This window comes from Hyalangium ruber (genome assembly GCF_034259325.1).
GTDB classification, from domain to species: Bacteria; Myxococcota; Myxococcia; order Myxococcales; family Myxococcaceae; genus Hyalangium_A; species Hyalangium_A rubrum.
In genome coordinates this window covers 36,331-56,516 of sequence record NZ_JAXIVS010000031.1, presented here as the reverse complement: position 1 = coordinate 56,516, position 20,186 = coordinate 36,331, and the positions used below count along the sequence as shown (strand labels likewise).

The window sequence follows — 20,186 nt, the reverse complement described above, 5'->3', positions numbered from 1 at the left end:
CTTGCAGCAGTCGTCGAGGCTGAGCTCGACGCCATCTGCCGGGACGACTCCTTCCTGCGCCGCCTGTGGCAGAGTTCGGAGCTTCCGATCCCGCCAGCCCTGACATTACTTTCCTGAGAGCCTATAAGAACCTGCTCGACGCGCCCAACGGCGTTTCCGCGAAGGTCCGGGAAGCGGTTTCGGAGAAGCGGCGAGCCCGCGCGAACCGGGCGATCAAGCGCGCCCGGCTGGCCGGGTGTGAGCCCACGATCGAACAGACGATCTGGCGGGCGGCGACGTACACAGCAGAAGACCTCGACGCCGTGACGGCGAATCTTCCTCAGTGTCTGCGCGTCCCGCTAAGCAAGCTTCTTCAGCGCAACCCCTCCGAGCGTTACCAGACGGCCGGGGAGCTGGAGGCGGACCTGCGTCGGTGGCTCGGGGATAGCTTCCGCAGGGGGGCCGCCGCGACCGAGCTGAACGAGCTGAAGAAGGCGGCGGGCAAAGCGATGGTCGACGTGGAGCCCGACGCCATGACTTCCTGAGCGCCGCAAGAAGGTCTTCAACGCGGCATTTTTCTGCCGATTTAGCGCATGCCTCTTTCTCCAGTGCGCATTGAGTTCCCCACAGCCTGTGGGGAAGCCACACGGTTCCTGGGGCCTTGGCCCGGCCGTACAGCTGGCTGCCAACGCGCCCACCATCAGCAAGACTCCCCAGGGCATTCTCATGGCTGCAGACTAGGAGGCAGCCCCGAAGCGCGAGGAGGACCTGCGGCGTCGTTCCCCTGGGGGCTATCTCCCTCAGCGGGGTTAGCTCAGCCCGGTCGCTAGCTCCCGCGCTCCGGGTCTCCTAGACTCGGAGCCATGGACGCATCGCCTCATAGTAAAGACGGCGGAAAGAACGCGCTCCTGCGCGCGCTGCCGTCCATCGAGCAGCTCCTGCGCCGGCCCTCGCTGGCGCCTCGACTCGAGGCCTTGCCACGCGCTCGGGCCGTAGCGGCGCTGCGCCTGGCCGTGGACCGCGTACGCATCCGCCTGCTCGGCGGAGAGCCCCGGCCCTTCGAGGACGCCGACGTGGACGCCGCCCTGCGCACCCTGTCCACGCCGAACCTGCGCCCGGTGCTCAACGCCACCGGCGTGGTGCTGCACACCAACCTCGGCCGCGCGCCCCTGGCCCCCGAGGCCGTGGAGCGGGTGGCGGCCGTGGCCCGGGGCTACTCCAACCTCGAGTACGATCTGGACGAGGGCGAGCGCGGCAGTCGCTACGCCCCGCTCATCGGCCTGCTCACCGAGCTCACCGGAGCCGAGGACGCCCTGGTCGTCAACAACTGCGCGGGCGCGGCGCTGCTCGTCCTCGCGGCGCTGGCCTCCGGCAAGGAGTGCGTCGTCTCCCGCGGCGAGCTGGTGGAGATCGGCGGCGGCTTCCGCGTCCCAGATGTGATGCGCCAGTCCGGCGCGAAGCTGGTGGAGGTGGGCACCACCAACCGCACGCGCCGCGCCGACTACGAGGCCGCGCTCACCCCGGACACGGGCCTGCTGGTGAAGGTCCACCGCTCCAACTTCGCGCTGGTGGGCTTCACCGAAGAGGTGGGCGTGGCGGAGCTCTCCTCGCTCGGCCGGGGGCGCGGGGTGCCCGTGTTCCAGGACCTGGGCTCGGGCGCGCTGGTGCCGCTGGGCGGCGAGGGACTGACCACCGAGCCCACCGTTCGCATGTCCGTGGAGGCCGGCGCGGACGTGGTGGCCTTCTCCGGAGACAAGCTGCTCGGAGGCCCTCAAGCCGGCATCGTTGTAGGGCGCAAGCCGCTGCTGGCCCGCATCAAGGCGCACCCGCTCACCCGCGCCCTGAGAGTGGACAAGATGACGGTCGCCGCCCTGGAGGCCACCCTGGAGCTGTACCGGGACGGCCGCCCGGAGGCCGTGCCGACCTGGCGCCTGCTTGCCCAGCCGCCCGAGGTGCTGCGTACACGCGCCGAGCGACTCCAGGAGTTGCTCGGCGCACAGGGTGTACAGGTTCGCGTGGTCGCGGTGTCGGGACAGGTAGGCGGAGGCGCCATGCCCCTGGCCCAATTGCCTTCCTTCGCGTGCGTCCTCAAAGTTGGGAAGCCGGAACTATTCCTGGAGCGCCTGCGCGGCGCGGAAACGCCGGTTATTGGAAGGATCGCGGACGGAGAAGTGCTCCTCGATGTCCGCTGTCTCGCGGAGGAGGAACTCAGGCTGGTGACCGAGGCCGTGGCTGGCACCACCCAGCAGGAAAGACGCCCATGATCGAAAGCGCTGTCCTGGTCCTCAATAGGAACTACCAACCGGTCCACGTCACCTCGGTGAAGCGTGCCTTCTCGCTGCTCTACCAGGGAGTGGCCAAGGCGATCGACGAGCAGTACAAGCTCTACGAGTTCGCGGACTGGGCGGCCCTGAGCGCCGCGCACCATGACTGCATCACCACGGTGAACCGCTCCATCCGCATCCCCCGGGTGCTGGTGCTCTCCGCCTACGAGTACCTGCCCAAGGGGCGGGTGCGCTTCTCCCGCCTCAACATCTACGCGCGCGATCAGGACACCTGCCAGTACTGCGCGCGCACGCTGCCGCGCTCCGAGCTGAACCTGGACCACGTCAACCCCCGCTCCCAGGGAGGCAAGACGACCTGGGAGAACGTCGTCTGCTCGTGCGTGCCCTGCAACCTGAAGAAGGGCGGGCGCACCCCGGAGCAGGCGGGGATGAAGCTCTCGCGCAGGCCCTTTCGTCCGAAGTGGACGCCGCTGTTCCGCGGTGCCATCCGGCGCGTCACCTACCGCGAGTGGCTTCCGTTCCTACGGGTCGAGGACGCCTCGTACTGGAACGTGGAACTGTTGGACGAGTAGTGCCCCCGGTCCCGGAGCCCTTCCTGGGGCTCCGGTGTGGCCGATTCCTGACTGAACGGGTCCCCCAGGCGCACGCAGAGTGCCCATGCGGAGGGGAACGACGTGAGACAGGAAAACCGTTGGCTGGTGCTGAGCGCGCTCGCGCTGGCTTTCACCATCGTGGGCTGTGACTGTGGCGGGGACGACCCTCCCGTGGATCCTCCGGATTCGGGAGTCCCTGACGCGGGGCCGGTGGTCGAAGTCCCCGACGCGGGCCCAGGCTCGGAGTGCCTCGCCCAGGCCACCGCGTGCAGCCGCACCGAGGGCCTCCAGTGCTGTACGGGCGTGTGCGGCGAGGACGGGCGCTGTCCGGAGCCCAATATGCTGTGCCGCAGCGCCAACGAGGCCTGCCAGGTGGGCGGCGACTGCTGCACCAACGTCTGTGAGAACGGCCGGTGCAGCGACAACCTGTGCCGCGACGTGGGCCAGACGTGTACGAGCGCGGAGCAGTGCTGCACCAAGACGTGTACCAACGGAACGTGCGCGGAGATCCCCGGCTCCAGCTCGGAGTGCAAGGTGCTGGGCCAGGCGTGCGGCGCGGACACCGACTGCTGCTCCACCAACTGCCAGGCCGGTGTCTGCTCCCGCGCCTACACCTGCAAGGGCTACGGGGACGTGTGCCAGTCGAACGCCGAGTGCTGTGGCAACTCGTGCTCCTCGACGGACGGAGGCGCGGGCCGCTGCCAGTTCATCACCGGCGGTGGCGGCGGCGGGTGCCGGCAGGATGGAAACCCGTGCTCGGATGGCTCCACGTGCTGCTCGCGTACCTGCGTGGACCTGGGTTACGGCGCCACGGTGTGCCAGCCCGTGGGCGGCTGCAAGCTCACCGGTAACTTCTGCACGGACAACGACGAGTGCTGCGGCGGTGGGGTGAACCCCAACGGCTCGGTGCAGTGCAGCGGCGGCCGGTGTGACAACGGCCAGAGCTGCAATGGCGTGGGCAACATCTGCGGCGCGGGCAAGCTGCCCGACGGAGGTGTCACCGACATCAACGCCTCGCAGAACTGCTGCAACGGGCGCAAGGACGTGTGCAAGGTGGACTCGTCCGGCGTGCCGCGCTGCTTCGGCGGCGGCAGCCAGCAGTGCCCCACGGGTTACACCGGTACCGAGCCGTGCTGCATCAATGATGGGGCCACGTGCCAGTTCTCGGATCAGTGCTGCGGCGGCGCGCTGTGCCTGCCCACGGGCAACGGCACGTTGTCGTGCCAGCGGCCGGTGTGCGCACCGCTGGGCTCCTCCTGCACGCCGGGCTCCAGCGGGGCCACCGCGTGCTGCGCCGGCACCGAGTGCCTGAGCCAGGGCGAGCTGGGCTACGCGTGCCAGCAGCGCACCAACATCCCGCCGGGTGGCGGCACGGATGGCGGCACGGACGGTGGCACGGGCACGCCGGATGCGGGCCCCACCTGCAAGCCGAACGAGACGGGGTGCGGCTCGCCCTCCGAGTGCTGCTCGGGCATCTGCACCAGCGGGGTGTGCAAGCCGCCCTCGCTGTGCCAGCCGCAGAACGGGGCGTGTACCTCGGGCGCCGATTGCTGCATCGGCCTGCGCTGCGAGGTGCCCAACGGGGCCACCACGGGCACCTGCCAGGCGGGCGCTACCTGCTCGTCCAGCGGGCAGGCGTGCTCGACGGGCACCGCGTGCTGCCTGGGCCTTCGCTGCGAGGGCGCGGCCAGCAACACGGCATGTAATGACACCGAGCCCTGTATCTGCACGGTCGTCATCAACTAAGGCAGGTCGGGGAGTCGACGCGGCGCGCAGGACGGGTTTTGATACGGGTGCTTGAAGCCCGTTCCTGCCTCCACCGTGTCGGTGCCCCTCATCCACTCCTCTGCGAGCGCCGGTCCCCCCGGCCTCGCCAAGCGCGTCCGGCCGCGGCGCGTCATCGCCGTGGGAGGAGGAAAGGGCGGCATCGGCAAGACGCTCGTCTCGGCCAACCTCGGCATCGCCCTGGCCCAGGCAGGCATGCGCGTGCTGCTGGTGGACACCGACCTGGGAGGTGCCAACCTCCACACCACCCTGGGGGTGGGCCAGCCCACCGCGACGCTGTCGGACTTCGTCCGCAACACCAAGACGAACCTCGAGGACATCATCATCCCCACGGGGGTGCCCCAGCTGTCGCTGATCGCGGGCGCGCAGGACGTACTGGACGCGGCCAACATCAAGTACGCCCAGAAACAGAAGCTGCTGCGCTCGCTGATGACCCAGCAGGTGGACTACCTGCTGCTGGACCTGGGGGCGGGCACCAGCTTCAACACCCTGGACTTCTTCCTGGTGGCCGACCACGGGGTGTTGGTGGTGCTGCCCGAGCCCACCGCCGTGGAGAACGCCTACCGCTTCGTCAAGGCGGCCTTCTTCCGCAAGATGCAGCAGGTGGAGGCGCAGTACGGCATCGAAGAGCTCGTCGAGAGCGCCCTCACCACGCGTGAGGGAGCGCTGCGCACGCCCATGGACTTCATCGCCCAGGTGCGCAAGGACGACCCTTCGGCGGGGGCGCGGCTGGAGCGCGAGCTGCAGTCGTTCCGCATCCGCTTGGTGGTGAACCAGGCCCGCACGGACGCGGACATGAACGTGGGCAACGCGGTGGTGTCCGCGTGGAAGAAGTTCTTCGGCCTGGACATGGATGACCTGGGAGCCATCCGTTACGACGATGAGGCGTGGCGCGCGGTGCGCAAGCGCCGGCCGATCCTCCTCGAGCGACCCGACTCTCCGGCCTCCCAGTGTCTCCAGAAGATCGCCGGACGCATCCTGACCCTCGACGCCGCCCCTGGTGGCTCCTCCACACCATGAAGCCCTTCGAGCAGCAGACCTACTACGAGCTCCTCGAGATCCCCGTCACCGCGCCGGACGCGGAGATCATCGCTGCCTACGAGCGCGCGCTGGAGACGTACTCGCCCGACTCCGTGGCGGTGTACGCGCTGGTGGATCCGGCACAGATCGACGCGCTGCGCGCCCGGCTCACCGAGGCGATGGAGATCCTCACCGAGCCGGATCTGCGCGCCGAGTACGATCGGATGATCGGCGTGAACCGCGCCGAGCCCAACACGGTGGTGTCGCCGGCTCCCTCGCTGGTGGAACGCGCCCCGGCCGTGGAGCCCGCCGCGCCCGCCGTGGCGGTAACCCCCGCGCCTCCGCCGTCCGCACCCGAGGCCCCGGAGTCCGTCGTGCTGACGCTCCCCACGGCGCAGACGCTCGTCGAGGCGCCGGCCCCCGTCGAGGCGGCCCCGGCGCCGGCTCCTGCCGTGGAGAAGGTCGAGCCTCCGAGCCCACCTCCCGCGGCACCTGCTCCCACGGCGGCGTCCGCCGAGGCGGTGGCAGCCCCCAGTACACCCAGTGTGCCCACGCCGGCCGCGACTGAGCCGACGGCACCCGCTCCGGTTGCTCCAGTGGGGCCGGCCGTGGTGTCGCCGACCCAGGTCCACGCCGCGTTCCGCAGCTACGCCCTCTCGTACGTGCCGGTGCTGATACCGGGCACCTCGCAGACGGGCTCCGCATTCCTTTCCCCCTTCAACGCGGAGGCGGTCCCACCCCCGCCGGCGGCCGCCCCGACTCCCGAAGCTGTCGCCGTTCAGGCGCCCGCGCCGGCCGCCGAACCCGCGCCGGCGCCCGTGGTAGCGGAGGCCCCGCGCGACACGACCCCCAGCGCCCCCGCGCCGGCCCCGGTCGAGCCCGCTGCCGCGCCTCCGGCCCCCGTGCCCGCGCCGGCGGTCGCTGCCTCCAAGCCGGCCCATGAGGACGATGAGGAGCTGTCCGGAGCCCGCGCGCCACTGCCCGCCCAGGCGGCGCCCCGTCCCACCCCTCGCGCGGAGCGGCCGCTGCGGCCCACGCCCACGCCTCCGCCGCTTCCTCCTGGAGGACGGCGCCTCCACCGCCCGGCGCCCACCCCTCCACCGGTGGGAGCCACAGCCGAGGCGAGCAAGGGCAACACACGCGCGGCCCACGCCACCGGCCTGAACCTCGAGGAGGCCCAGCAGATCGCCCAGGAGTCAGCGATCGCGACGGCGGAGTCGGCGATGGCGGTGGTAGCGGCCAAGGCGCGCGAGCCCAAGCCCAAGCCCATCGAGCTGCCGCCCAACACCGAGTTCAATGGAGAGCTGCTGCGCCGGGTGCGCGAGAGCCGCAACCTCACGCTCCAGCAGCTCGCCGAGCGCACGCGCATCTCCTCCAAGCACATCGAGAACGTGGAGGCGGACCGCTACGCCGCGCTTCCGGCGACGGTGTACCTGCGCGGCATGTTGATGAACGTGGCGCGCGAGCTGGGGCTGGATCCGCTCCGAGTGTCCAAGAGCTATCTGGCCCTGGCCACGGCGCCCCAGAAGAAGTGAGACCCCGAGTCCGGGAAAGTTGACTCCCCGCAGTGCCGTGAATATGAAAGACGCGCAATGACGGAAGAAGAAAAGGTCAAGGCGATGCGGCTCGCCCGGGCGATTGCCTCGGATATCTCGCTCTACAACGAGCAGAAGATCATCAAGGGCATCGAGCAGGACAACCTGTTCGAGGTGCTCAAGGACGAGCTGGACGAGGGTCGCGAGCTCTACAAGAGCCGCGTGAGCGCCGAGATCTTCACGAAGACGAACTTCTTCGAGCGGGCCATCAACGACATCGTCCTGCGCTCGAAGGCGCACGTGAAGTCGAAGATTTGGTAGCCGCCGAGGCGCGCGAGCACCGAGTCCCGCCCGAGGCCCGGGGCGAGCGGCTGGATCAGCACCTCGCGCGCACCTTCACCGAACTCACCCGTTCCCGGATTCAGGGGCTGATCGAAGCTGGCCACGTGCTGGCCGACGGTCGGCCCGCGAAGGCCTCCGCGCGCCTGCGCGGGGGAGAGCTGCTCTCGTTGCGGGTTCCGCCTCCCGTGGCGGCCGTCCCGCTGGCCGAGGAGCTGCCGCTGGAGGTGCTGCACGAGGACAAGGACCTCGTGGTGGTGAACAAGGCGGCGGGGATGGTGGTGCATCCGGGCGCGGGGCACGCGTCGGGCACGCTGGTGAACGCGCTGCTGCACCGCGTGAAGGATCTCGCGGGAGTGGGCGGAGAGCTGCGGCCGGGCATCGTCCACCGGCTGGACAAGGACACCACGGGCTGCCTGGTCGTCGCGAAGAACGAGCAGACGCTGGTGGCGCTGCAGAAGGCCTTCAAGACGCGAGCGGTGGAGAAGACGTACCTGGCGCTGGTGCATGGTCAGCCGAGGGCAGAGGGCCGCATCGAGACGCTGTACGGGCGGCACCCGATCCACCGGCAGAAGTTCACGGGGAAGGTGAAGGAGGGCAAGCCGGCGATCACGGTGTACCGGACGCGGGAGCTCTTCGAGGGCGCGGCGCTGGTGGAGGTGGACCTGCTCACGGGTCGGACACACCAGATCCGGGTACACCTGGCGGAGAGTGGCCACCCGTTGCTGTGTGACGCATTGTACGGCGCGGGGCGCAAGGCGAAGGGCTCGGTGGCCGAGGCGCAGGAGGCGCTGGGGCGCCAGGCCCTGCACGCCTGGCGGCTCGCGTTCACGCACCCGCGGACGGGCAAGGCGCTGAAGCTGGAGGCCCCGCTGCCGGAGGACTTCCAGGCAGCCGTGGGCCGCCTGCGTGGCGCGAGCAAGCGCTAGAGCAGCCGCGCCAGCTCCGCCACGTGCGCGTCGTGCTCGCCTGCCTGGGCGAGCGCCTCGGCCAGCAGCCGCACGTAGTCGCGATTCGGGCCGCTGGGGCCGTGAGCCGAGCGCACCACGGCCGCGATCTCCTCCAGGGCGGAGGGCCCCAGATAGAGGGGGTTGGTCGGGCCAGCCACGTACATGAGCGCCTCGGACGGAGGCGGGGACTCACGCGTCTCCAGCCGCACCCAGTGCCGCTCGTAGCCTCCCTGCTCACGGTAATCGAGGTGGGCCAGCACCTCCTCCACGCGCTCGGAGGCGATCCGGTACGCCACGCCCCAGCAGCGCGCGCCGGGCTCCGGCACCAGCGTCACCACCCGCCCGGGCGCCTCGGGGGTTCCCCGGTGGTCCGTCGAGCCTTGCCAGAAGCGCCGCGCCCAGTCCCTCAGCCACGCCTCGCGGCGCTCTTCGAAGGGGAAGGAGGGACGGAAGATGAGTGAGCCGTATCCGAAGATCCACATGAGGTGTTCGCAGCCTGCAGGCTCTCCAAGCTTCCTTTGGGTGTCAAAGGGCAGGGAGCGCGCTGAGGCGATGGGGACCCACTATTCCAGGGTCCGGGGCGCCGCTACGCTAACGTCCCGCCTCCCTCTCATGCATTCTCCTCGAAGCCGCTCTCGCGCGCTGGCCATACGGCTGCCCTCCACCCATCGCGGCGCACGTGTGCTCACGGTCCTGGCGCTGCTGGGGCTGTTCGGGTGGGGGAGGAGCGCGGCGGCCCTGGCCCCCGACAAGTCGCTGCGGCAGTTGCCGCTGCAGACCTGGCGCACGATGGACGGGTTGCCGGAGAACCCCTTCATGTCGCTCGCGCAGACCCCGGATGGCTACCTCTGGGGGAGCACGTGGGAGGAACTCGTCCGCTTCGATGGGGTGCGCTTCACCACCTTTGATCGCAACAACACACCCGAGTTCGGGGCGCGCTCCATCCCCGCCCTCACCACGAGTTCGGATGGGACGCTGTGGATCGGCACGGAGACGGGGCTGAGCGGACTGCGCAAGGGCCACTTCTTCTCCGTCCCACTGCCCGAGGGGCTCAACCTGCGCCACGTCCGCGTCCTGTGCGCCACGCGTGACGGTGCCCTGTGGCTGGGTACCTCCCAGAAGGGGCTGGTGCGCTTCGCCGATGGGCGCTTCCAGGTGTGGAACACGGACAATGGGCTGGCCAGCAACCGGGTCTACGCGCTCGCCGAGGACAAGGCGGGCACCTTGTGGGTGGCGACCAACGGCGGTCTGCAGCGTTGGGATGGCTCGGCGCTGCGCGAGGGCCCGCCGTTCGAGGGCAGCGGCAAGCCGGTGCATGCGCTCGCGCTGGGGCTGGACGGGACACTCTGGGTGGGCACCGGGGAGGGGAGCGTGTACCACCTTCAGGAGGGGAGATCGCGGCCCGTGCCGGAGGCGAGCCTTCCGGGTGCGGCCATCTCGACCCTGCTGGTGGACCGGGCAGGCTCCCTCTGGGTTGGCAGCGCGAGCAAGGGACTGCTGCGGCTGGCCAACGGTCAGCGCTCCACGCTGGATGCCTCGCAGGGGCTGCTGAACGACGCGGTCATCACCCTCTTGGAGGACGCGGAGGGCAACATCTGGATCAGCGTGGACGGCGGCATGCACCGCCTCAAGGAGGCGCCCTTCACGCCCTACGGCAGGCCCGAGGGTGTGCCGCATGACATCGCGTCCGCCCTCTACGAGGCGCGTGACGGCAGCCTCTGGTTCGCCAGCCGGGGAGGGGGCGTCACGCGCTGGCAAGAGGGGCGGAGCAGCACCTGGACGGAGCGCGAGGGGCTGCTCGACCCCAACGTCTACGCGATCGCCGAGGGGCCGGATGGCAGCCTCTGGTTCGGCTCACAGAAGGGCCTGAGCCGTTGGCAGTCCGGGGCGATCACCCTCACGCTCGGCGCCGCCCAGGGGCTTCCCGCGGGCGCGGTGCGCACGGTGTACGTGGATGACGCGGGCGCGGTCTGGCTCGGCACCCAGGCAGGGCTCGCCCGGTGGGACGGCGAGCGCGTGGAGCGCTTCGGCCAACGCGAGGGGCTGCCCGGCGACAGCATCACCCTGGTGCTGCCGCGCCGCGAGGGAGGACTCTGGGTGACCACTGCGGACGGTGGCCTGGCCTCGATCGTCCAGGGCCGCATCGTCATCCTGGGCGCGGAGGGGTCGCCCATGTACGACGACCCCAACGCGATCCTCGAGGAGTCCGACGGCACGCTGTGGATCGCCACCGACGAGGGGCTCTACCGCTGGAAGGCGGGGCGCTTCACCCGTCTGTCCCACGCGGAGGGACTGTTCAACGATCGCATCTTCCACATCCTCTCGGACGGGCGCGGCAACCTGTGGATGAGCTGTAACAAGGGCGTCTTCCGCGTCGCCCAGGCGGAGCTGGAGGCCGTGGCCGACGGCCGGCTCGCACGGGTGCGCTCCCACGTCTACGGGGTGGAGGACGGCATGCGCTCGGCCGAGTGCAACGGCATCGGCGTGCCGGGAGGGGTACGCGACCGAGAAGGGCGGCTGTGGTTTCCCACCACGCAGGGCGTCGTCGCCTACTCGCCGGGCCAGGAGAATCAGACCCAGCCGCAGGCGCCACCGCCAGTGCTCATCGAGGGGCTGCGCGTGAACAGGCAGCCGGTGCCCATCCAGGCAAACGGCCGCGTCACCGTGAGCAAGGGTGACGTGGAGATCCACTACACCTCTCCGAGCCTCAGCGCGCCCCATCAGCTTCGCTTCCGCTACCGGCTCGAGAACTTCGACCGGGGTTGGGTCGAGGCGGGCTCTCGGCGCGTGGCCTATTACACGCAGCTGCCGCCGGGGAACTACCGGTTCCGGGTGCGAGCGGAGTCCCGGGAGGGCGGCCCGGTCTCCCCCGATACGACGCTGAAGGTCTACCTGCCGCCTCGCCTGCACCAGACGCTGGCCTTCCGGGTGGCGTGCGTGCTGGCCGTGGGGCTGTTGGTGTTGGGGGCGGTGTGGCTGCGGCTGCGCCAGATGCGGGCGCGGGAGCGCGAGCTGAAGTCCCATGTCGCGGACCGCACCCGCGAGCTGGCCACCGTCAACGCCTCCTTGGAGGTGCGGCTCCAGGAACTGCAGGACACGCGCGAGCGGCTCGTCCAGGCGGAGAAGCTGGCGGCCGTGGGCACGCTGGCCGCGGGCGTGGGGCACGAGATCAACAACCCCCTGGCCTACATCATCTCGAACCTCCACTACATCGCGGAGGAGCTGCGAGGCGCTCGGCCCGAAGGCGATCCCGAGCGCTGGGGGGAGATGGAGCAGGCGCTCAGCGAGGCGTTGCAGGGCGCGGACCGGGTGCGCCGCATTGTCCAGGAGCTCAAGACGTTCTCGCGCGCCCATCCCCAGGAGCAGCGACGGGTGGAACTGGGCGCCGTGCTGGAGGCGGCGCTGGCGATGGCGGAGGTGGAGACGCGCCTGCGGGCCCGGGTGGTGAAGGACTACGGCACGCTGCCACCGGTGCAGGGAGACGCGTCGCGGCTGGAGCAGGTGGTCCTCAACCTGCTGATCAACGCCACCCAGGCCATCCCCGAGGGGCATGTGGACCAGAACGAGATCCGGGTCAGCGCGCGCCTGGACGAGCAGGGCCGCGTGGTGGTGGCGGTGAGCGACACGGGGGCGGGAATCCCCGCGGACGTGCTGCCGCGCATCTTCGAGCCCTTCTTCACCACCCGGTCCGTGGGAATGGGCACGGGCCTGGGGCTGTCCATCTGCCACTCCTACGTGCAGGCCATGGGCGGAGAGATCCGCGTGCGCAGTGAGCTGGGGCAGGGCACCACGGTCGAGGTGGTGCTGGTGCCGGCCCAGGAGGCCGTGCCCGAGGCGCGGGTCGAGAGCGTCCGAGGCAAGGCCAGCGGCTGAGCAACTTCCGTCTCTCTCTTCACGAGAATGTGGGCATGAGCCTGATCCAGCGTGGCCTGAACCTCGTCAACCACGTCCAGAACACCGTCCAGAACACCGTGGACAAGGCGCAGAACACCGTGAGCAACGTGGGTAACACGGTGCGTCAAGGCGTCGAGCAGGGCGGGCGGAAGCTGGGCCAGTTCGTGGATGGGTTCGAGGACCAGGTCGCGCAGAAGGCCGGGTTCGTGGGAGACCTGCTTGGCGGGAACAAGGCGGACCTCGTCCATGACGGCAAGCTGGTGGGGGCGGGGGGGCAGACGTTCGCTCCGGGCACGCCGCTGAGCCAGATCCCGGGCGTGACGCCGAAGGACAACCCGAACCCGTCCGAGACGATCCTCTACGTCAACGGCATCGGCGACACGAAGGACAAGCAGTTCGGCAGCCTGCAGCAGATCGCGGACACCACGGGCGCGAAGATCATCGGTGTCCACAACGCCACCGAGGGCATGGTCGCGGACGTGGCCCAGTGCGTGAAGGACAAGCTGGACAAGGGCACCAACCCCGCCGTGGACACGATGGCGGACACCATCTACGCCGAGCTGAAGGCGGGGCGCTCGGTCCACGTGATGGGGCACAGCCAGGGCGGCCTCATCCTCAGCCGCGCGCTGGGAGACGTGGCGAACCGGCTGCGCATCGAGGACGGGCTGTCCCAGGCGGACGCCGAGAAGCTGCTGGGCAAGGTGAACGTGGAGACGTTCGGCGCGGCCGCCGGCAAGTATCCGGATGGCCCCAACTACGTCCACTACGTGAATGACAAGGATCTCGTCCCCACGATGTTCGGCCTGGGGGATGGCGACAGCCCGCTGGACTTCACGCGCGACGCGGGCCGTGGGGCGGTGGTTCACCACTACGAGTACGGCGACGGCATGAGCGGCACGCACCGGCTGGACCAGGCGTACCTGCCGTTCCGCGTCCCGTTCGACGAGGCGCGCGCGGGCCAGTTCTAGCGCCTCAGGTGTTCGCGTTCATCGTCGAGACGAGCCGCTGATCCAGGGTCGAGGGGTTCTCCGGAGAACCCACGGCGTTGAGGACGGCCTGGCCGCGCTGGTCGATGAGCCGGGTGAAGATCTGCTGGGCGTAGCCGAAGATCGCCGCCCAGGCGACGATCTGGGCCGAGGAGTCGAGGTTCGACAGGCCCGGGACGAACTCCCCGCGCATGAGCAGCAGGCCGAGCACCGCGGTCAGGGCGCCGGTGGGCAGCTTGAGGAAGGCGAGCGCGAGGGGGACGCTGTACGGCACGGAGGTGCCTCCCATCTGCCGCAGGGTAAAGGCCGCCGCGACCGCCGCGGCGATGAGCCCCACCGCCTCCAAGAGGAGGTAATCCCCTCGGTGAGCTCCGACCAGGTACGCCGCGTTGAGCTCCTTGGAGGTCGGCTCCAGGGTGGTGATGACGATGAAGTCCTCCGGGCGCGCCGCCTGCGCGAACGTGATACCGAGCTCTTCGGCGGTCAGCCGCTTGGAGAGACTGGCAGGCACTGGGGCAAGCAGCTTGAGGCTCACGCTCTGCGTGGGGCAGACGATCAGCGCGTCTTCAGGGTTGAAGCACATGGGGAGCATCGTCGGGATTCGGTACGTGGTGATCCCGATACCGGTGACGATCAGCGCGAGCAGCACGGTGAGCAGGTAGACGATGTTGCGGAAGCTGCGGACGCGCAGGTACTCGCGCTCCTGGGCCCACAGCGCGGAGCGGACCGCGCTGACGATGACCGCTCGCTCGCTCGCGTCCAGGGTGTGGGTTGCCTGCTTGTTTCGGACGAGCTTGTCGACCGCGAGCCTGTGTTGATCCTGAGAGGGGAGATGCTCCTCGAGGGTGGCGAGGATATCGGGCATCCTCCCCAGGAGTTCCGCTGCGGGCATGTACCTCAGCATCAGGCAGATGGCCGCGTTGATGTTCGTCTCCACGGTATCGATCGCTGCTCCCCGGTGAATCCATGGGGCGCGCCTCCGTTCGACAGCCAGCAGCGCTCGATCGAGGTGCTCCTCCGCGGCCTGAGCGAGTTCCGCCGCGTGAGCGTTTCCTCTCGCGAGCCGCTCCATCATCTTGCAGCTCGATCTCACCTCGGCGATGCGCGTGTGTGCTCGCTGTCCCCACGGCCACCTGCAAGCCCGAGAACGGGCACTCGTGCTTGCGCCCGTCGAAGTCGTCTGGGTCTCCATGACCGCTCCCTGCTGCAGCCCTGCGTTGTAACGAAAGAGGGCTGCCTCACCCCGACGTGAGGCGTGCCGGAGGGCTTGCACGGGCCTGTGCCAGACGCTCGTTCTCTCGTACGGGCTGACACGTCAGGGCAGGTCCCTGACGTGTCAAATCCACGTTCTGACACGTCAACCGTGGACCTTGTTTTCCGAGAAACAGATGGTGGGGTGGGGTGCTTGCTCGGGACGCGGGGCCATGCCTCACCGCGCCCGCGTTGGCCTGCCACATGCACAGGTTCCCCGCGCTGTCGGCCCCCGGGGACGTGCCGTGCCCCCTCCACTTCACGCTCGAGACACCTTCCGTATGAACGCCGCGCCGCTCTAGTCCCCGACAGCCCCCTCGATCGCCCCCTTTGACTCTCCGGCCAGCGGCTCCGCGAGGACCGCGCGCTGGATGAGGCGTACTCATGGCCAAGGCCCACGCCAAGCAACCCTTCCAGTTACCCGAGTTCTATGTTCCGTGGCCCGCGCGCCTGAACCCTCATCTCGAGGGCGCCCGCACCCACTCCAAGGCGTGGTCGCGCGAGATGGGGATCCTGGATACGCCCAAGGAGAGCGGCGTTCCCGAGATCTGGAGCGAGGCCAAATTCGACGCGATGGACTACGCGCTGCTCTGCGCGTACACCCATCCCGAAGCTCCGGGCCCGGAACTGGACCTGATCACCGACTGGTACGTCTGGGTCTTCTACTTCGACGATCACTTCCTCGAAGTCTACAAGCGCACCCAGGACCGGGTCGGCGCGAAGAAGTACCTCGACCGGCTGCCGTTGTTCATGCCGGTCGATCTCTCTCCTCCGCCGGAGCCGACCAATCCGGTGGAGAAGGGGCTGATCGACCTGTGGGCTCGCACCGTCCCCACCAAGTCCGTGGAGTGGCGGCGCCGGTTCTTCGAGAGCACCAAGCACCTGCTCGAAGAGTCCACGTGGGAGCTGTCCAACATCAGCGAGCGCCGCGTCTCGAACCCGATCGAGTACATCGAGATGCGCCGCAAGGTCGGCGGGGCGCCCTGGTCGGCGGACCTGGTGGAGCACGCGGTCTTCGTCGAAGTCCCTGACCGGGTCGCCTACAGCCGTCCGATGCGCGTCCTCAAGGACACGTTCTCCGACGCGGTACACCTGCGCAACGATCTGTTCTCCTACGAGCGGGAGATCCAGGAAGAGGGAGAGCTCGCCAACTGCGTCCTGGTGTTCGAGAAGTTCCTGGGCGTCGAGACGCAGCGCGCGGCGAATCTCACCAACGAGGTCCTGACCTCGCGGCTCCAGCAGTTCGAGAACACCGTGGTGACGGAGCTGCCCTCCCTGTTCGCGGAGTTCGGCCTGAACCCGGTGGAGCAGGCGCAGGTGCTCACCTACGTCCGGGGACTCCAGGACTGGCAGTCCGGTGGCCACGAGTGGCACATGCGCTCGAGTCGCTACATGAACAAGGGGGCCACGGAGAGCAGCGGTGGAGCCCTGGGCCTCTCGGGCCTGGGAATCTCGGCGGCGCGCATCCCCTGGTCCGCGAACGCCCTGGGGTTGGGACGTATCAAGAGCTTCTCGCACGTTCCCTACCAGGCCGTGGGACCGGTGAAGCTGCCGAAGTTCTACATGCCGTACACGACCCGGCAGAGCCCCTACCTGGACTCCGCGCGGCGCGACTCCAAGGAGTGGGCGCGAGGGATGGGGATGCTGGATAAGCTGCCCGGAGTCCCCCGTGGCTACATCTGGGATGACCACACCTTCGATGTGGCCGACGTGGCCCTGTGCGGTGCGTTGATCCATCCGGCGGCCACGGGCCCCCAGCTCAACCTGAGCGCCGGCTGGCTCGTCTGGGGCACCTACGCGGACGATTACTTCCCGGCGCTGTATGGGAACACCCGCGACATGGCGGGGGCGAAGGCGTTCAACGCCCGGCTCACGCAGTTCATGCCGGACGACCCCACGGCCATCACCTCGGTTCCCCTCAACCCGGTGGAGAAGGGCCTGGCGGATCTGTGGGCGCGCACGGCCGGTCCGTTGACCCCGTATGCCCGGCGGTTGTTCCGCAAGGCCATCATGGACATGACGGAGAGCTGGGTGTGGGAGCTCGCCAACCAGATCCAGAACCGCATCCCGGATCCGGTCGACTACGTCGAGATGCGCCGCAAGACCTTCGGCTCGGATCTCACGATGAGCCTGTCCCGGCTGGCGCACGGCGACGGGATTCCTCCAGAGGTCTTCCGGACCCGGCCCATCCGGGCGCTGGAGAACTCCGCCGCCGACTATGCGTGCTTCACCAACGACGTCTTCTCCTACCAGAAGGAGATCGAGTTCGAGGGTGAGCTCCACAACATGGTGCTGGTCGTCCAGCGCTTCCTCGATGTGGACAAGGCGCGAGCGGTCGAGGTCGTCAACGACCTGATGACCGTGCGGATGCGCGAGTTCGAGCACATCGTCGCCACGGAGCTGCCCGCGCTGGTCGCGGACTTCAAGCTGGACTCCGGGACGCAGGAGCAATTGCGCGCCTACGTCGAGCGGCTGCAGCAGTGGATGGCCGGCGTGCTCATCTGGCACCAGACGGTGGACCGCTACAAGGAATTCGAGCTGCGCAACACCCGGTCGCCTGGGCGGGTGTTCGGAGCGCTCACGGGGCTGGGCACGTCGGCGGCGCGCATCGCGTCGCTGTTTGCCCGCCGCCAGCCCGAGCTCGATGGCAGTGCCAAGGATCGTGTTCTTCAGACCGAAGGGAAGAGGTAAGCGATGGCCGTTAAGCCTGGTGATGAAGCAGAGAAGCAGCAGTTGAGCCTTGGGACGGCGGCGGCGCGCCAGCTGGCGACGACGACCAAGACCGTCCCGCAGATGCAGGGCATCTCTTCCCGGTGGCTGCTGAAGCTGCTGCCATGGGTACAGGTGTCCGGTGGCGTGTACCGCGTCAACCGCCGCATGAGCTATGCCGTCGGCGACGGCCGGGTGACGTTCACCAGCACCGGCGCCAAGGTGCAGGTCATCCCGCAGGAGCTCTGCGAGCTGCCGCTGCTGCGAGGCTTCGAGGACATTGGGGTGCTGACCGCCCTGGCCGAGCGCTTCGTGCAGAAGGACTACAAGGCGGGCGAGGTCATCACCGAGGCTGGCAAGGAGGCGGATATGATCTGCCTGATTGCCCACGGCAAGGTGAACAAGATCGGCGCTGGCAAGTACGGCGACCAGACCGTGCTCGAGGTGCTGGCGGACGGTGACCACTACAGCTACCAGGCGCTGCTGGAGTCGCAGGACTACTGGCAGTTCACGGTCAAGACGGTCACCCCGGCCACGGTGCTGCTCCTGAAGCAGGACGCGTTCGAGGCGGTGGTCGCCCAGTCGCCGTCGCTGAAGAAGCACCTGGATGACTTCAAGGCCCGGATGAAGAAGAAGCAGGACACGTCGGGCCAGGCCGCGATCGAGCTGGCCGCGGGCCACAAGGGCGAGCCGGTGCTGCCGGGCACCTTCGTGGACTACGAGACCTCGCCTCGTGAGTACGAGCTGAGCGTGGCGCAGACCGTGCTGCAGATCCACTCGCGCGTTGCCGACCTCTTCAACGAGCCGATGAACCAGACCGAGCAGCAGCTCCGTCTGACCGTCGAGGCGCTGAAGGAGCGCAAGGAGCACGAGCTCGTCAACAACCGCGAGTTCGGCCTCCTGCACAACGCGGACCTCAAGCAGCGCATCCACACCCGCAGCGGTCCGCCGACGCCGGATGACATGGACGAGCTGCTGGCCACCGTGTGGAAGGACCCGTCCTTCTTCCTGGCCCACCCCCGCACCATCGCGGCGTTCGGGCAGGAGTGCAGCCGCCGGGGGATCTACCCCACCAGCGTCGACCTGAGCGGCAACATGGTCCCCGCCTGGCGTGGCATCCCCATCTTCCCCTGCAACAAGATCCCGATCAGCGAGAGCCGCACCAGCTCCATCATGCTGATGCGCGCGGGAGAGAAGAACCAGGGTGTCGTCGGCCTGCACCAGGCCGGCATCCCCGACGAGATCGAGCCCAGCCTCAATGTCCGGTTCATGGGCATCAACGAGAAGGCGGTCATCTCCTACCTCGTCAGCTCCTACTTCTCGGCGGCGGTCCTCGTCCCTGACGCGCTCGGCATCCTCGAGAGCGTCGAGATCGGCCGCAGCTAGCCACGCAAGCCGTCCGCGGCGCGGACACAGCTCAGGAAGACCTCATGGCGAATCCAGTGAACACGGGCAGTGGGAGTGATGTCGATCAGCAGTTGCTGAGTCTGAGCACCGCGGGTGCTCGGCAGCTGACGACGACGACGAAGACGCAGCCGCAGATGCAGGGAATCTCTCCCCGCTGGCTGCTGCGGATGCTGCCCTGGGTACAGGTGTCCGGTGGCGTGTATCGCGTGAACCGGCGCCTGACCTATGCCGTGGGGGACGACCGGCTCAACTTCAGCAACATCGGCGCCAAGGTGGAGATCATTCCCCAGGAGCTGCTCAAGCTGCCGCTGCTGCGCGGCTTGGACGGTGAAGTGGGGATGCTGGACACCTTGGCGCGCCAGTTCGTCCAGCGGGAGTACAAGGCTGGAGATCTGATCGTCGAGGCGGGCAAGCCCGCCGAGCACGTGTTCCTGATTGCCCATGGCAAGGCCAACAAGCTGGGCAAGGGGAAGTACGGCGATCCGGTGGTGCTCGATGTGCTGGCGGATGGCGACCACTTCGGAGATCAGGCCGTGGTGGAGGCGAACGACCAGTGGACGTTCACGGTCAAGGCGACCACGGCGTGTACGGTGATGGCGCTGCCGCAGCAGGCGTTCGAGGGGCTGATCCGTCAGTCCCCGACGCTGCTGGCACACGTCGAGGGGTTCAAGAAGCGGCTGAAGCTGCCCCAGGACAAGATGGGTCAGGCGGCGATCGAGCTGGCCGCGGGCCACCGGGGTGAGCCGGAGCTGCCGGGCACCTTCGTGGACTACGAGCTCCGGCCGCGCGAGTACGAGCTGAGCGTGGCGCAGACGATGCTCAACATCCACACGCGCGTCGCGGATCTATTCAACGATCCGATGAACCAGACCCAGCAGCAGCTCCGACTGACCATCGAGGCGCTGCGGGAGCGGCAGGAGTACGAGCTCATCAACAACCGGGAGTTCGGGTTCCTGCACAACGCGGACCTCAAGCAGCGCGTCCATGCTCGGAGCGGTCCGCCGACTCCGGATGACATGGATGATCTGCTCAGCCGGCGTCGCAAGTCGCGGTTCTTCCTGGCGCACCCGCGCACCATCGCCGCGTTTGGCCAGGAGTGTACCCGTCGCGGCATCTACCCGACGGTGGTCGAGGTGCATGGCAGCAAGTTCATGGGCTGGCGCGGCGTCCCCTTGCTGCCCTGTGACAAGATCCCCATCACCCAGGAGCGCACGAGCTCCATCCTGGTGCTCCGCACCGGAGCGGAGGACCAGGGCGTCGTGGGCCTCCACAACGCGGGCATCCCGGACGAGGTGGAGCCGAGCCTCTCCGTGAAGCGCATGGACGTGAGCGATAGGGCGATCACCTCCTACCTCGTCAGCGTCTACTTCTCGGCGGCCCTCCTGGTCCCTGACGCGCTCGGAGTCCTCGAGAACGTCGAGCTCGGACGCTGATTCGTCGGCGTCCAAGGGCG

14 protein-coding genes and 1 pseudogene are annotated in these 20,186 nt (G+C 68.8%); 13 read left to right on the top strand and 2 right to left on the bottom strand.

The annotated features are described in order from the left end of the window. Window positions 1-65 precede the first annotated feature (65 nt). The 8 genes and pseudogenes from SYV04_RS43230 to SYV04_RS43195 all read left to right on the top strand — a co-directional run. Window positions 66-524, top strand: a complete 459-nt coding sequence (locus SYV04_RS43230; protein ID WP_321551989.1) for a hypothetical protein — start codon at window positions 66-68, stop codon at window positions 522-524. Between the two features lie 318 nt (window positions 525-842). Further along, entirely contained in the window at window positions 843-2,243 is a 1,401-nt protein-coding gene (selA, locus tag SYV04_RS43225) for an L-seryl-tRNA(Sec) selenium transferase (protein WP_321551988.1), read from the top strand. Then, window positions 2,240-2,836 carry an HNH endonuclease gene (locus SYV04_RS43220; protein WP_321551987.1) on the top strand — a complete coding sequence of 199 codons (597 nt, stop codon included), beginning with the start codon at window positions 2,240-2,242 and terminating at the stop codon, window positions 2,834-2,836. The genes selA and SYV04_RS43220 overlap by 4 nt, the downstream gene beginning before the upstream one ends. A gap of 102 nt (window positions 2,837-2,938) precedes the next feature. Then, window positions 2,939-4,603: a hypothetical protein gene (locus SYV04_RS43215; RefSeq protein ID WP_321551986.1), complete on the top strand. Its 1,665-nt coding sequence runs from the start codon at window positions 2,939-2,941 to the stop codon at window positions 4,601-4,603. A 51-nt stretch (window positions 4,604-4,654) separates the two neighbouring features. Next, complete coding sequence (locus SYV04_RS43210) at window positions 4,655-5,662, top strand: MinD/ParA family ATP-binding protein (protein WP_321551985.1); 1,008 nt, start codon at window positions 4,655-4,657, stop codon at window positions 5,660-5,662. Next, window positions 5,659-7,197, top strand: a complete 1,539-nt coding sequence (locus SYV04_RS43205) for a helix-turn-helix domain-containing protein (protein ID WP_321551984.1) — start codon at window positions 5,659-5,661, stop codon at window positions 7,195-7,197. The genes SYV04_RS43210 and SYV04_RS43205 overlap by 4 nt, the downstream gene beginning before the upstream one ends. Before the next feature lie 57 nt (window positions 7,198-7,254). Next, a complete protein-coding gene (locus SYV04_RS43200; RefSeq protein ID WP_044184276.1) occupies window positions 7,255-7,518 on the top strand; it encodes a hypothetical protein in 264 nt (87 codons plus the stop codon). Further along, a pseudogene (locus SYV04_RS43195) lies at window positions 7,512-8,456 on the top strand (RluA family pseudouridine synthase); the annotation flags it as partial. The gene SYV04_RS43200 and the pseudogene SYV04_RS43195, both read left to right, overlap by 7 nt. A 5-nt stretch (window positions 8,457-8,461) precedes the next feature. On the opposite strand, the gene SYV04_RS43190 reads toward SYV04_RS43195, so the two are convergent. Continuing rightward, window positions 8,462-8,968 carry a gamma-glutamylcyclotransferase gene (locus SYV04_RS43190; RefSeq protein WP_321551982.1) on the bottom strand — a complete coding sequence of 169 codons (507 nt, stop codon included), beginning with the start codon at window positions 8,966-8,968 and terminating at the stop codon, window positions 8,462-8,464. A gap of 199 nt (window positions 8,969-9,167) precedes the next feature. On the opposite strand from SYV04_RS43190, the gene SYV04_RS43185 reads away from it, so the two are divergent. Together SYV04_RS43185 and SYV04_RS43180 are read left to right on the top strand one after the other, a co-directional pair. Then, window positions 9,168-12,359 carry a sensor histidine kinase gene (locus SYV04_RS43185; protein WP_321551981.1) on the top strand — a complete coding sequence of 1,064 codons (3,192 nt, stop codon included), beginning with the start codon at window positions 9,168-9,170 and terminating at the stop codon, window positions 12,357-12,359. A gap of 35 nt (window positions 12,360-12,394) precedes the next feature. After that, a complete protein-coding gene (locus SYV04_RS43180; RefSeq protein WP_321551980.1) occupies window positions 12,395-13,348 on the top strand; it encodes an alpha/beta fold hydrolase in 954 nt (317 codons plus the stop codon). A 4-nt stretch (window positions 13,349-13,352) separates the two neighbouring features. Here SYV04_RS43180 and SYV04_RS43175 read toward each other — a convergent pair whose 3' ends face one another. Further along, window positions 13,353-14,441, bottom strand: a complete 1,089-nt coding sequence (locus tag SYV04_RS43175) for a hypothetical protein (protein WP_321551979.1) — start codon at window positions 14,439-14,441, stop codon at window positions 13,353-13,355. Between the two features lie 560 nt (window positions 14,442-15,001). Between SYV04_RS43175 and SYV04_RS43170 the strand changes: the two genes are divergently transcribed. Genes SYV04_RS43170 through SYV04_RS43160 form a run of 3 tightly spaced genes read left to right on the top strand, consistent with a single transcriptional unit; the run spans window position 15,002 to window position 20,166 of the window. Continuing rightward, window positions 15,002-17,308 carry a family 2 encapsulin nanocompartment cargo protein terpene cyclase gene (locus SYV04_RS43170; protein WP_321551978.1) on the top strand — a complete coding sequence of 769 codons (2,307 nt, stop codon included), beginning with the start codon at window positions 15,002-15,004 and terminating at the stop codon, window positions 17,306-17,308. A 3-nt stretch (window positions 17,309-17,311) separates the two neighbouring features. Then, window positions 17,312-18,712 carry a family 2B encapsulin nanocompartment shell protein gene (locus tag SYV04_RS43165; protein ID WP_321551977.1) on the top strand — a complete coding sequence of 467 codons (1,401 nt, stop codon included), beginning with the start codon at window positions 17,312-17,314 and terminating at the stop codon, window positions 18,710-18,712. Between the two features lie 44 nt (window positions 18,713-18,756). Then, window positions 18,757-20,166: a family 2B encapsulin nanocompartment shell protein gene (locus tag SYV04_RS43160; protein ID WP_321551976.1), complete on the top strand. Its 1,410-nt coding sequence runs from the start codon at window positions 18,757-18,759 to the stop codon at window positions 20,164-20,166. The last annotated feature ends 20 nt before the right edge of the window (window positions 20,167-20,186 follow it).

Bases quoted from the DNA above. Each gene is read 5' to 3' on its own strand.
- SYV04_RS43190 (WP_321551982.1), bottom strand. From the start codon at position 8,968: ATGTGGATCTTCGGATACGGCTCACTCATCTTCCGTCCCTCCTTCCCC.
- SYV04_RS43205 (WP_321551984.1), top strand. From the start codon at position 5,659: ATGAAGCCCTTCGAGCAGCAGACCTACTACGAGCTCCTCGAGATCCCC.
- SYV04_RS43180 (WP_321551980.1), top strand. From the start codon at position 12,395: ATGAGCCTGATCCAGCGTGGCCTGAACCTCGTCAACCACGTCCAGAAC.
- SYV04_RS43165 (WP_321551977.1), top strand. From the start codon at position 17,312: ATGGCCGTTAAGCCTGGTGATGAAGCAGAGAAGCAGCAGTTGAGCCTT.
- SYV04_RS43170 (WP_321551978.1), top strand. From the start codon at position 15,002: ATGGCCAAGGCCCACGCCAAGCAACCCTTCCAGTTACCCGAGTTCTAT.
- SYV04_RS43175 (WP_321551979.1), bottom strand. From the start codon at position 14,441: ATGATGGAGCGGCTCGCGAGAGGAAACGCTCACGCGGCGGAACTCGCT.
- SYV04_RS43220 (WP_321551987.1), top strand. From the start codon at position 2,240: ATGATCGAAAGCGCTGTCCTGGTCCTCAATAGGAACTACCAACCGGTC.
- SYV04_RS43160 (WP_321551976.1), top strand. From the start codon at position 18,757: ATGGCGAATCCAGTGAACACGGGCAGTGGGAGTGATGTCGATCAGCAG.
- SYV04_RS43200 (WP_044184276.1), top strand. From the start codon at position 7,255: ATGACGGAAGAAGAAAAGGTCAAGGCGATGCGGCTCGCCCGGGCGATT.
- selA (WP_321551988.1), top strand. From the start codon at position 843: ATGGACGCATCGCCTCATAGTAAAGACGGCGGAAAGAACGCGCTCCTG.